The 13,101-nt window shown below is 40.8% G+C and carries 12 protein-coding genes; 10 read left to right on the top strand and 2 right to left on the bottom strand.

What is annotated here, in order from left to right; all coding sequences use genetic code 11:
* Positions 1-105: 105 nt before the first annotated feature.
* The gene (locus tag B9T29_RS11225; RefSeq protein WP_086176015.1) at positions 106-1,566 is read right to left on the bottom strand and encodes an inorganic triphosphatase; all 1,461 of its coding nucleotides are present in this window, start codon (positions 1,564-1,566) and stop codon (positions 106-108) included.
* A gap of 271 nt (positions 1,567-1,837) precedes the next feature.
* Here B9T29_RS11225 and B9T29_RS11220 point away from each other — a divergent pair, with 271 nt between their 5' ends.
* From B9T29_RS11220 to B9T29_RS11175, 10 genes are all read left to right on the top strand, one after another.
* Positions 1,838-2,215, top strand: coding sequence for a DUF962 domain-containing protein (locus tag B9T29_RS11220; protein WP_086176014.1), 378 nt, complete (start codon positions 1,838-1,840; stop codon positions 2,213-2,215).
* Between the two features lie 681 nt (positions 2,216-2,896).
* Entirely contained in the window at positions 2,897-3,517 is a 621-nt protein-coding gene (gene thiE / locus B9T29_RS11215) for a thiamine phosphate synthase (protein WP_086176013.1), read from the top strand.
* Between the two features lie 39 nt (positions 3,518-3,556).
* Positions 3,557-4,858, top strand: a complete 1,302-nt coding sequence (gene hemL / locus B9T29_RS11210) for a glutamate-1-semialdehyde 2,1-aminomutase (protein WP_086176012.1) — start codon at positions 3,557-3,559, stop codon at positions 4,856-4,858.
* Positions 4,859-4,936: 78 nt separating this feature from the next.
* Positions 4,937-5,356 (top strand): GlcG/HbpS family heme-binding protein, encoded by a 420-nt coding sequence (locus tag B9T29_RS11205; protein WP_086176011.1) that lies wholly within the window; start codon positions 4,937-4,939, stop codon positions 5,354-5,356.
* A 214-nt stretch (positions 5,357-5,570) separates the two neighbouring features.
* Positions 5,571-6,281, top strand: a complete 711-nt coding sequence (locus tag B9T29_RS11200; protein ID WP_086176010.1) for an SH3 domain-containing protein — start codon at positions 5,571-5,573, stop codon at positions 6,279-6,281.
* Between the two features lie 83 nt (positions 6,282-6,364).
* Positions 6,365-7,063: a phosphopantetheine-binding protein gene (locus tag B9T29_RS11195; protein WP_086176009.1), complete on the top strand. Its 699-nt coding sequence runs from the start codon at positions 6,365-6,367 to the stop codon at positions 7,061-7,063.
* A 141-nt stretch (positions 7,064-7,204) separates the two neighbouring features.
* On the top strand, positions 7,205-7,849 hold the full coding sequence (locus B9T29_RS11190) for an RluA family pseudouridine synthase (protein ID WP_171264037.1): 645 nt from the start codon (positions 7,205-7,207) through the stop codon (positions 7,847-7,849).
* A 143-nt stretch (positions 7,850-7,992) separates the two neighbouring features.
* A complete protein-coding gene (gene rapA, locus B9T29_RS11185; RefSeq protein WP_086176008.1) occupies positions 7,993-10,830 on the top strand; it encodes an RNA polymerase-associated protein RapA in 2,838 nt (945 codons plus the stop codon).
* A gap of 144 nt (positions 10,831-10,974) precedes the next feature.
* Positions 10,975-11,241 carry a PAAR domain-containing protein gene (locus B9T29_RS11180; protein WP_086176007.1) on the top strand — a complete coding sequence of 89 codons (267 nt, stop codon included), beginning with the start codon at positions 10,975-10,977 and terminating at the stop codon, positions 11,239-11,241.
* 159 nt (positions 11,242-11,400) lie between these two features.
* Positions 11,401-12,237, top strand: coding sequence for an alpha/beta fold hydrolase (locus B9T29_RS11175; protein ID WP_086176006.1), 837 nt, complete (start codon positions 11,401-11,403; stop codon positions 12,235-12,237).
* A 42-nt stretch (positions 12,238-12,279) separates the two neighbouring features.
* Here B9T29_RS11175 and fabR read toward each other — a convergent pair whose 3' ends face one another.
* The gene (gene fabR, locus B9T29_RS11170) at positions 12,280-12,975 is read right to left on the bottom strand and encodes an HTH-type transcriptional repressor FabR (RefSeq protein ID WP_086176005.1); all 696 of its coding nucleotides are present in this window, start codon (positions 12,973-12,975) and stop codon (positions 12,280-12,282) included.
* Between the last annotated feature and the right edge of the window lie 126 nt (positions 12,976-13,101).

Below are 13,101 nucleotides of genomic sequence, written 5' to 3'. Positions count from 1 at the left end.
TTGCGAGGAAAATAGACAAAACATATGCAGGATAAATCAAGCTCATTTACTGATCCTGCAAGATGCTCTGGCTTTGGTAGTTTTAAATTTTTATAGTTTTTATCGCTATTTAATAAATTTACGACTCACCAGGAACTGTTCTGTCGCTTCCAGCAGATTTTGCGCATACACTTCCTGCTTGGCAGTCAGCCAGCCCAATACAAACCAGTCGCTGGCTTCAAGTTCGGTTTGCTGAATATACTCGGCAGAAGAGGCCAGAATCTGATATTCGCTTGCTGCAAGTTGCGCATCATTCAAGGCTTTGCTGTATTTTTGCAAATTCTTGACATCATAAATTGAGGTCAGGATCGGAAAGCTAAACTTCAGTTCATGAATTTTAGTGGCTAAGGTATCCAGACTTGCAAAGTCAGTAATATCGGCACCGTTTAGGCTGTCTTGCAACTGTTTATATTGATTTTGCAGGGTGGTTTGCGCAAAACCTTTTAGGTCTTGTGCTTGTGTCTTATCTTCCTGATCCAAACTGAACATCAATAATTCCAGATAGTGATGCACGTTTTGGGTTGAACGCACCAGATTGGCCAACTTTTCTTTGGCGTACAAAATATCTTTGGCTAAATTCGATGCAGTATTGGGGTTCTGTAAAAATGCACCTAAAGTGGTTTGCATGTGCTGCAAATGCTGCAAATGGTCAAACTGCTGCTTAAATGCACCCAGTTGCATGGCCCATTTGTCTGAAACAGCCTCATTCCAGTCTTTAAATAAAGATAGCGTCAAATTCAAATGATCCAGAGCAATTTGTGCTTGCTGAACATGTTCCTTTTCTGCCACACCTGCTGAAATGGCTGCAATATTCGGCAGTAAATGCTGAAGTTGCTGGGCAATCAATAGGCGCAAGTTTTTATTGGCCGGATCTTTTTTACTTAAATTAAATTCTTTGGCAGATTTTGCCGGACTGACTTGTTGCTGGGTTGCTAAAAGATTACCGATTTCAGCTTTACTACGCACATCCAGCCATAAATGATATTTTTTTACCCATTCAAAGCTAAAGACTAACAGCGATTGAATAGAGCCGGCTTTAAGTTCAAATTCGACTTCATGCACTTCAGTTTGCGCCGTTTCGGTACGCACTGCACCGACATCTAAACTGACTTCAATATCGGTTTTTTCAAACTGGATCACCCGAAAGGTGCGCTGTATATCAGTTTTAAATTGCAGTTTGAGCTGATCCTGTGCCTCTCCCAAAGCATTTTTCAAGATTTGCTGTGCTTCGGCATCTTGTTCATAAATCGATAAATCCAGTTGCGGGGCGTGTTCAAGTTCCCCCAGGTCATGATTATGCTCAAAACGGTGTAAGTGGCTTTTCCCGGCAGCTTTTAAAGTTTGAATCCAGCGTGTGCCTTCCAGTCGTTGTCTTAAGGCAACACCATGCTGAGAAAGTAAGCGATCTTCAGTATCATAATACTTGGCTTTCAGTTGAATAATTTCAGATTTTTTAGGATCTAATGCCTTAGCCAGGGCATTACGTCTTGCTTCAGGAATTTGAAATTTTAATTCCACTTCAACCATGATCTTTCATCCTAATTTTTTGATGCGATGTCAACAATGAAACATGACATCCGATAGCTTACAAAGGCGTTATAAAATCTATTTTTTCTAGCGCCGGAATTGTATTGTTCATTCTAGGCTTTTGATTGTAGCGAAAATGAAGTTTGATGTAAGACTTGATGAATGGATTTGTGAATAATTGCTTCGGAAATGATCAAAAAATGATGCTAGCGGACACTTTAATTTGAACAAAATATGCGCTAACGTAAATAAAAACAGCGGGACGACAACTATGAATACAATGATTCAGCTCCAATTTGAGCATCAACCGGAATTTCAGCTGCCGATTCAAAACTATCATGAATTTTATCGGTTTTATCTCACTGAGCACCGTAATATCATGAGTCGCCGTTTGCACATATTGGGCAGTAGTGTCGGATTGTGTTTATTGAGCCGTGCTATTCTAAAAAGAAAGCCCAAATATGTGGCTTATGGTTTATTGGGTGGTTATGCCAGCGCATGGATTGGACATTTCGTGTTTGAAAAAAACAAGCCAGCAAGCTTTAAACAGCCGCTGTATAGTTTTATTTCCGATTGGCGTATGTTTTCTGATGTAATGCGCGGCAATTTAAGTTTAAAAGATCGCTCTCTAGATAAAATTCCAAGTTAGTTCAATCAGCTGCTCACTCTTGTTTGTTATGTGAACAATGTCGCAAAAAAATTTACCCAAAAATAAAATAGATGAAAATTTATGAGGTATAAGCTTGCAATGATAGGGTGAATATCTTATTAATAGAACAGACGTTTAAGAAGCTGATTTTTTCACTTCAAAACTGTCCCAATCTTAAAGTTTTCCAAGCCTAGAGCGACCTTTCTCTAGGCTTTTTTTATGCAAGGGATTCTGTATAAAGGCTGAATGTTTAGAAGTAGGGTAAAAATACATTTTTTATAAACATAGAAAATGACTCAGGCATGAATCATCCATCAGGATTAAAAATGGTACGCAATTTTGGCTGAGTGCCAGGATCAAATAAAAATAGGGCAACTCCCTAATCCCTCATTTGCTTCCCCCCAAGCGCGTTTTATAACAAAGGATCAGGAAGTCTGTTCGTTGCTCCAAGTTTCTGTTTTTATGATTATTATTATTTTGTTGTTTATTAAACCGTTTAATGTGCAGATGATCTATCCCTGAAAATGAGTATTTCACTAAATTTTAAATAAAGTTACTGTAGTTTTAGTTTTTAATTTTTTGCACATTTTTCTGCTGTAATGCTAAGGAATTAAGACAGTCCCGCTGAATCTTGTCCCTGATATGCCTATAATAGGGTAGTTTTAGTTTTGGCAGTTTGTTATGCGCGGTTTATATCTGATTACCAATGATGATCCTTTAGAGCTTTTATTAGCCAAGCTTGAAGGCGCAATGGCCAATGGTGGTATTGCAGTCTTGCAATACCGTCGTAAAAAAGTCGCCAAAGAAGATCAGACTTATGAAATTGAGTACATGAAAGCCATGTGTGCTGAATATCGCGTGCCTTTCGTGATAAATGATGATCTTGAAATGGCAGTCAAATACGGTGTAGGTGTGCATTTAGGTCAGGATGATGGTTCTATTATCGATGCTGTTGCACGTTTGCCTCAGGGCGTACTGATTGGTCGCAGCTGTAATAACTCACTTGAGTTGGCTGAACAGGCCATTGCAGAGGGTGCAAATTATGTGGCATTTGGGGCGATCTATGCGACCGAGTCTAAACCTGAAGCAGGAAATATTGGCTTAGAAACCTTAAAACTGGCTAAAGAAAAACTGAATGTGCCGATCTGTGCGATTGGCGGGTTAACCGTTGAAAATTCCAACGAAGTCATTGAATGTGGTGCAGATTATTGTGCGGTGATCAGTGATATATTAGGCCGTCCGATGAATGCTATTCCAGAGCGTTTAGATGAATGGTCTGCGCTTTTTCAAGCTACAGCATAAAATATTTTTGATTGATTTAATTTTTAGTCGAGTGCCTTCATGAGCTTATCTCCAAAGCAAGAACAATTGTTCAAACAAGCCAATAAACATATTCCCGGTGGAGTAAATTCACCTGTGCGTGCATTTAATGGGGTGGGCGGTACACCTGTATTTATTGAAAAAGCCAAAGGTGCGTATTTATACGATGTCGATGGCAAGCGCTATGTGGACTATGTAGGTTCATGGGGGCCAATGATTCTGGGACATGCGCATCCTGAAATCATTAAAGCAGTTCAAGAAGCTGCGGTTGATGGCTTAAGCTTTGGTGCGCCAACCGTACATGAAACCACACTGGCAGATATTATTTGCGAGATTATGCCGTCTATTGAGTTGGTGCGTATGACCAACTCAGGTACTGAAGCCACCATGACTGCGATTCGTCTGGCACGTGGTTATACTGGTCGTGACAAAATCGTGAAGTTTGAAGGCTGTTATCATGGTCACTCAGACTCGCTTTTGGTTAAAGCAGGTTCTGGTCTATTGACCAATGGTGAAGGTGAAGCGACTTCTGCGGGCGTACCAGCTGATTTTGCCAAACACACGCTGACACTTCCATACAACGACATTGAAACTTTAAAAGAATGCTTTGCTAAATTCGGTTCTGAAATTGCAGGGGTGATTGTTGAACCTGTTGCCGGGAACATGAACCTGGTGAAACCGATCGACGGTTTCTTGCAAGCGATTCGTGATGTATGTGATGAGCATGGTTCAGTATTTATTATTGATGAAGTGATGACAGGTTTCCGTGTCGGTCTTGGTGGTGCACAGGCACACTATGGCGTAACTCCTGACCTAACCACTTTAGGTAAAATCATCGGTGCAGGCTTACCTGTGGGCGCCTTTGGTGGTAAACGTGAAGTGATGGAATGCATTGCGCCACTGGGTAAGGTTTATCAAGCAGGTACGCTGTCAGGTAACCCGCTCGCTATGCGCGCAGGCATCGAGATGTTTAAGCATTTACGTGCTGAAGGTTTCTATGAAAAATTAACGGCTCAATTGGCTAAGTTACTTGCTGGTCTAGAATCTGCTGCTGCTGAGGCAGGTGTACCTTTCAAAACTCAACAAGTGGGCGGTATGTTCGGTCTGTACTTCACTGACCAGGAAGACATCACAAGCTTTGACTCAATGCTGAAATGTAATGTGGATGACTTCCGTAAATTCTTCCATGGTATGTTAAAACGCGGTGTGAACTTAGCACCTTCTGCTTTTGAAGCAGGATTCTTCTCGGCTGCGCATTCTGATGAAGATATTGAATTTACCATTCAAGCTGCAAAAGAAACATTTGCTGAAATGAAAGCTTAACCTTTTAGGTTTTGCACAGCATTAAGCCCGAATTCGTTCGGGCTTTTTTATACAGATTTTGAAAATGGAAAAAGATGGATGCAAACCAAACATTATTTGACTTTAAGTGATGCGGAATTTCTACTAAATGAAGCTCACCAATATGCTATTCAGAACAACTTTAATGTCAGTATTGCGGTGGTAGATGAGTCGGGTAGTTTGCTTGCCATGAAGCGTATGGATGGTGCATCGCCTATGACGGCAAACTTATGTCTAGAGAAAGCCAAATGTTCAGCAATTAGTCGCCGTCCTTCAAAGCTGTTTGAGGATTTGATTAAAGGCGGTCAAATGGGCTTTTTAACCATGGATAGTTTTGCAGGTATGCTTGAAGGTGGTGAGCCGATTCTGTATGAAGGGCAGCTGGTAGGTGCGATGGGTGTATCGGGTGTGAAATCTTTTCAGGATGCGGAGATTGCACGGCAGGCGATTGAGAAGTTTTTGGCGCAGCAGGCAGTTTAATTATTTTGAAATCAGAAGTTTTCTTAATTAATAGATTGTATATTGATGAAGAAAATGAGTATGGAACGTGTAGATTAATTTTAAAAGCCCAATCTTCGATAATTGGGCTTTGAATTTTAAAATAACTAATTGAATTGTATTGAATAAAAATCTAGATTTGGTATGGGTATAGTATGTTAATTTTAGAAATTATTAAAAGTAGAGGACTATAAAATTGTCTATTCCCTTAAGTGAAATTGCAAAATTGACTAATAATCCCGATTTGCAAAAGAACATTCAGGTTTGGGTCGAAGTGTTAGAAAAAGCCCATAAAGGTTTAAATAATTTATTTAATAGTCCTGAAATGCAACAGACTTTAATTGCTTTAAATAAAATGGCTATAGCTTTTAACAACTACATCAATGATCCAGTTGTTATAAAAAATCTAGAAAATTTTCAAAAATCGTTAGTAAACATTGTCAATACTAAAGAATTTCAAGAAAAATTTAATGAGAAATCTAAGCAGAAAGCAGACTTTGTTCAAGAATTAAAAGTTTTCGAAGAACTAATTTCAGAAGAAATTAATCTAAATGAATCTTTTCCCGCTATTCAAAACAACAAAGATAAAAGAGAATTAATTTGGCGAACATTAGAAGTAATTTTAGTTATTTATAGTCTGTATTTTGGGCAATTAGATCAATTTAACAATTATGAGGAAGCATATATATTTTATATCAATGGCATCGAATCTAAAGCTGTGACAACTTCAGCAATACATCTGAGATCAGCTCCTGATTCTGAGAGTGAATCAAAATTAATTATTCCTCAAAGTAATCTATTGAAAGTCTATGAGGGAGATCATAATGGTTGGGTAAAAATTTCTATCAATTTAAATGGCTTAGATGAGGAAGGATATGTTTATAAAGACGATATAAAACGTCTCTAATCATTGTTTTATAGTATAGTAGGTTCTAAATCTTACAACTTTCTAAGCTAAAATATCTAACAAACGTCGCTTTAGAGTCTCCCATGCTGTACCCAATGCCCAAAAAAATCCAGTTTGCTCCTTCCCAAGCCAAATGGCAGCTGTCCTCAACTCAATCTGTGCTGGTACTGGTGGGATTGCAAAACATAAGGATGTTGGCAGGCATACAAGACAGTGACTTAATGACGCATCTGATCCAGATCAGCAATAAAGCCAAAGCACTGGATATTCCGATTGTGGATTTATATGGTGATGACCTCATTCAAGGTATGCAACAACTCGGTGAATATGCATCCTCGAATCCACAAATGATATTTGCAGGACAGGTTAGTCCGATGCTCAAGCAAATATTGCCGCATCTACAAAGTGTGACTGAACAAATCTGTGTGGTGGACGATGCAATTTTATTGCCGAATCAGGAACAGCATATTCAATGGATCGAAAATATTTCGGCACAAGGTTTGCATCATATGAATAGCTATAGTTTGACTCGATTATGGGATTTAAGTGCACCGTCAAATTATGTGCTTTCAACCAAAGGAATTATGCTCGCCGTGGCGGAACAACTGAACATGGATGCGCTTGAAATTGATCCTTATATTGATTTAAGACAATACGGTTTGGATTCTGTCGCTATTGTTACTCTGGTCGGTATTTGGCGCGCGCATGGGGCAAATATCACTTATGAAGATGTGTTAAAACACAATTCACTGCATGAACTGGCCAGCTTTATATTGCAATAGGCTGGTTCATAAAGTGCTATTGAAATTATTTTTGTTTAAAATCGAAAAAACCGTCGCCAATTCAGGCATTGTGCATTGTAATTCTGTGCCAAGCTTTCTATCATTGCCGGCTTGTTTTCGCGATCAGCCTGGGATTGAACATTGAGTAATTTTCTAACCGAATATCTGATACATCGTGATGAAGATTTTATGGTCATCCATAAACCTGCAGGTGTGCTTACTGTTCCCGGTAAAACTGAAGATTTACAAGATTGCGTGATCAACCGATTATTAGAAATAGAACCCAAAACTTTACTGATTCACCGTCTGGATCGGGATACCTCCGGCATTCTGGTGTTTGGCCTAAGCAAATGGGGACAAAAAACCATTTCCCGCCAGTTTCAGGAACGCCAAACCGAAAAAACCTATCAGGCCGTGGTTGCCGGACATCTTGAAGGGGAAGGCACGGTCGATGTTCCTGTGGTGTATGATCCTGAGCATCCGCCATTACATATTGCCGATCCCAATCATAACAAACCGGCGTTAACCCATTGGCAGGCGATCGAACATTTTCAAATTCAGGGACAGGCGGTGACGCGTGTCAAACTCACCCCAATTACCGGGCGTTCACATCAGCTTCGCGTGCATATGCAGTATCTGGGGCATCCGATTGTCGGTGATACTTTATATGCCACAGCCGAGCAGCAACAGTTAATGCCGCGTCTGTGTTTACATGCCGAAAACTTAAGTTTTTATCATCCGCAAACAGAGCAGTTGGTAGAGTTTTATTATCCTGTGCCTTTTTAAGGTGAAAACTTTTTAATCCTCATCGATTTTGCGCACTTTTTAGTGGGCTTTATGTCAAAATATATTGCTTAAAGACCTATTTTTTTGCTCAAATACTAAGCAGTTTTTGAGCTTGAAATTAGAGTCCTCATTTTTAGATAAAGGTGGAAAAATTGCATCAGTTTGCTATTGGTCAGCGTTGGTTATCAGATACAGAAACAGAACTCGGATTAGGGGTTCTTATTGATGTAGATGAACGATCGGTTAGCATCTTATTCCCAAAAAGTGATGAAACGCGTGTCTATGCACGTAACAATGCACCTTTATCACGTATCGTTTTTAATATTAAAGATGAATTGCAGGATCAGGAAGGCACCAAATGGGTGGTTGAGTCTTTTGAAGACCGTCATGGTGTGGTGCGTTATAACGTGATTCGTACTCTGGAAGATGGTAGCGAAGAACGTAAATCACTCAACGAAACCCGTATTGGTGCGACCATCCAGCTGTCTAAACCGCTTGACCGCTTGCTGGCCAGCCAGGTCGACTATAAAGAATGGTATGACCTACGTATTGAAGCTTTACTGATGCAAGCCAATATGAAGAACAGTCCTCTGCGCGGCATGGTCGGTGCGCGTGTAGGCCTGATTCCGCACCAGCTTTATATTGCCCATGAAGTGGGACAGCGTTTTGCACCGCGTGTTTTACTGGCGGATGAAGTTGGTTTGGGTAAAACCATTGAAGCGGGCCTGATTATTCACCAGCAACTCAAAACATCGCGTTCTGAACGTATTCTGATTCTGGTGCCAGACTCGCTGCAATATCAGTGGATGATTGAAATGCGCCGCCGTTTCAATCTGGAATTTTCTCTATTTGATTTGACCCGTACCGCATCAATCAAAGAACACGATCCTGATTTAAACCCGTTCCTGACCGAGCAGCGTATCATTGCTTCTGTTGACTTGATGGTCGATCATGATGATTTACGTGAACAGGCTTTAGAAGCTGGTTTTGACCTTCTAGTCGTAGACGAAGCACATCACCTGATGTGGAGCGAAGAAGAAGGCGGTAATGACCGTTACGATCTGGTTGAAGAACTGGCGGAAAAAACACCGGGTGTTTTACTGCTCACTGCAACGCCAGAACAGCTGGGTGTAGAAAGCCATTTCGCACGTTTACGTCTGCTTGATCCGCAACGCTTCAGTTCACTCGATCGCTTCCTGGATGAAGAAGAGCAATATCATCAAACGGCAAAAATTGCTGAAGTGTTGATGTCGGACATGCCTTTGGAAGAAGGGCATTTAAAAGCGATTGAAGGCTTGTTGGGTCATAGCATTCAGGATGAGCCAGAACAGCGTTTCCGTGCCATTCACGAATTGTTAGACCGTCATGGTACAGGCCGTATTTTATTCCGTAATACCCGTGAAGCGATTCAGGGTTTCCCGGGCCGTGACTGCCGACCGGCACCTTTACCGGCACCTGCAAACTGGTCGAAAGACGGTAAGTTACGTGAGCAAATGTGGCCTGAAGAAGCACAGCTGGATGGTGCATGGATGGAACATGACCCACGTGTGATGTGGCTCATGGAAATGCTGCGTACCGAACTCAAGCACAAAAAAGTATTACTGATTGCACGTAGTGGCCCGGTGGTTGAAGCGCTGGAAAATGTTCTGCGTTTACATGCCGGTATCCGTACTGCCATGTTCCATGAAGGCATGAGCCTGCTTGAACGTGACCAGGCAGCAGCATATTTTGCTGAAGAATCTTATGGCGCACAAATTCTATTGTGTTCTGAAATCGGTTCGGAAGGCCGTAACTTCCAGTTTGCATCTGACCTGATCCTGTTTGACTTGCCTGCCAACCCGGATGTGCTTGAACAGCGTATTGGTCGTCTGGACCGTATTGGTCAGGAAAACCGGATTCAGATTCATGTGCCTTATTTAATGGGTACAGCACAGGAACGCATGTTCCGCTGGTATAACGAAGGTTTGAATATTTTCAGCAATATTTCACCAACCGCACAAACCCTGCAAGAAAACTTCATTGTGAAATTAAAAGACTGTTTATTGGCAGACTTGGGTCAACAGTTTGAAGATTTGCTTGAAGAGGTTAGCGTTCAACGTGAAGCTCTGGAAGCGGAATTACAGGAAGGCCGTGACCGCTTGCTTGAATACAACTCTTGCCGTCCAATCGTGGCGCAGGAAATTGTGCAGGCGCTTGAAGATTATGACGATAACACCACTTTGCCAATGTTTATGAAACGCTTTATGGCATCGACCAATATCGATTTTGATGAGCAAAGCAACGGTACCGTCATCATCAAGCCGACCGATCAAATGCAAGTTCAAGGCTTGTCTCTGGATGAAGAAGGCATGACTGCAACCTTCTATCGTGATCAGGCACAAGTTCGTGAAGATGCGCAATATTTGACTCTGGAACATCCATTCACTGAAAGTGTAATGGAGATGATTAATACTCAATCTTTTGGTAGTACCAACGTTGCGGTATTAAAATCTGCAGCCTTGCCACAAGGTTCGGTATTGCTGGAAGTATGGTTCAAGGTGGATGTGGTTGCGCCAAAAGCATTAAACTTGCCTTCAAGCTTGCCGCAACAGCTGATTCGCGTATTGCTCAGTGAAAAAGGTCAGGACCTGTCTGACAAGATTGCACCAGATATCCTGAAACCTTATCTGCATCACTTAGATGGCAATAGCTGCCGTCAAGTAGTGAAAGCACGCCGTGAAGTGATTGAACAGCGTTATAACCAGGCGCTAGATATTGCCAAAACGGCATTGCCAAACTTTAAGCAGCTGGCTAAGGAAGTTTATGGCAACAAATGGCAATATGAAATTGACCGTTTAACTTACCTGAAACAATTCAATCCAAGCATTCGTGAAGATGAAATTTCACGTTTGCAGAAATTCCAGAAAGAAGGTTTGAACCTGTTAGAGGGATTATCTGTAACACCGGAAGCGATTCAGGTCATGGTAGTGGTTAAGCCATAAACAAAAGTTTTTCGATAAAAAAGCACCTACGGGTGCTTTTTTATCGGTACTATTTTCTGTAGGTCGAAGATTGGTTTATCTGGAGAGCAGAACAAATCTCATGCTAAAATGAGCGAATAATTATAAATCATATTAAGAATAACAATGGCTCAGTCTTTAGTCACCATGGGTTCTACAACCTCACACGGCGGTATAGTTTCAGAATGTGATCCTTCGTTTGTCATGAATGGAATCGCTGTGCATTTGCATGGCATGAAACATTATTGTCCTCAATGTCAAACTGTGGTGTCAGCCATTGCTGCAAATCAATCCACACTGGTTAAAGGTCGTGGAGTAGTCATTGCAGGGGATAAATCCAGCTGTGGGGCAACCTTTTTAGGCAATCAGTTTCTGGTGGTTTCGAAAAAATAAATTTCAGTAATCCAATCATTTTTTGTGCTGGATGATTCTGCGGTTTAATGCTATCTGACTTGCAAGTCAGGGAATCATAGATTTAGCGATTTCATCCAGGTTCGCTTTTGCTTAAGCTATCGCATTATTAATGGCACAAATTAAACAAGAGCAACGGGTATGACAGATGGATTATTCAAGAAAAATGCGATTCATTTTACCCATGCCAATGGTATACCTTCAGCCACTTATCAAAAGTTTTTTAATTGCTTCAAAGCCGATTTTAATTTAAAAGCCATCCCGATGATTGGCCTGAATCCACAATATCCAGTGACCATGAGCTGGCAGTATCTGGTCGAACAGGTGATTGCAGACATTGAACAGCAATTTCCAGATCAGCAGGTGATTGGGCTGGGTCACTCATTTGGTTCCTTGGTCACGTTAATGGCGGCCTATAAACGCCCTGATTTGTTTTCACAACTGATCATTATGGATCCACCTTTTGTGATTGGTAGCAAGTCGGCTATTTTTGAAGCTATGCAAAAACTTAAATTAAAAGCCGTGGATAAAATCACGCCTGCAGCGATTACGCTTAAACGCAACGATCATTGGCGCAGTTTTGATGAAGCCTATATGTCTTTGCGAAATAACCGACTGTTCAAGAATTTTGATAAGCAGTGTTTTGATGATTATTTTGCACATGGTATTACAGAAGATCAAAGCAGAGGAGGCGTGACTTTAAGCATTCCTAAAGCCATTGAAGCAGATATTTTTAGAACTGTACCTGCGTGGTGGTGGCGTACGCCGCGTAAAGCACCGCAAGTGCCTGTACATTTAATTACAGCAGAGCAAAGCCATTTTTATCAACAGGGCTTACCCCAAGGGATGAAAAAAACTTATGGTGTTGAGTTTAGTGTAGTCGAAGGCGGGCATATGTTTCCTTTAGAGAAACCTGAAGCAACGGCTCGATTTGTTCAAAAACTTATTACAGAACAGCAAAATATTAAATCAAAGTGAAGGATCCATATGTGTATTCTTCACGAGCAATAAAATTATAAATTACCGGATTTTCGCTTCATCCAGATGACGCGCACCTTCTAAAATCATACGAATCATGATCATGGTTTGTTCGGCAATTTCTTTACGTTCAGCCGCGGAAATATCAATGACCGTTGCACCCATATTAAATACCAGCTGGGTAATGGCTTTTGCAGCGATGTCGGGGTGAGAAAGCCTGTTATTATTAAGACGTTCTAAACGAATTAAATCTTCCTGTAATTCTTGCTGGAAATAATTTAACTGACGTTCAACCGCTAATTTATAAGACGCAGAGCCGGTATAGGCTTCACGCAACAATAGACTTAAATTTCCTTCATCTGCATCTAACTGTTCAATAAAAACTTCTACTGAACTGCGAATAATGCTGTTTTGCTTAGATGCTTTTAGGCGTGCTTGGTGCAAAATTTGACGTAACACAATTCCGGCGCGATCAATCAGCTCAATCGCAAGTTCATCTATATCCCTGAAATGTCTGTAAAAACTGTTTGGAGCAATACCTGCCTCACGGGCAACTTCGCGTAGGCTTAAGGATGAAATACTTTTTTGTGGTCCAATTAAATTCAGGGTGGCTTGAAACAGTTCTTCTTTGGTAATGGTAGCTTTTCGACCGACAGTACGGACGATTACAGGTTCATGAACAAGATTTTGTTTATTCACTGCGGCATCTACATTTTTTTTGATGGGAGACTGATTCATATTTTTCAAAGGATTAGAGATACGAAAACATTATAGCTGCTGCCTTGCAACTTTGGAAATGAATAGAAACAATCTAAATATATATACAAATATATATACATGTGTATAATAATTAAAAATCAATCG

It is taken from the genome of Acinetobacter sp. ANC 3903, assembly GCF_002135315.1.
Taxonomy (GTDB): Bacteria; Pseudomonadota; Gammaproteobacteria; order Pseudomonadales; family Moraxellaceae; genus Acinetobacter.
The sequence above is the reverse complement of the archived record's forward strand: the minus strand, read 5'-3'. Positions and strand labels throughout refer to the sequence as shown.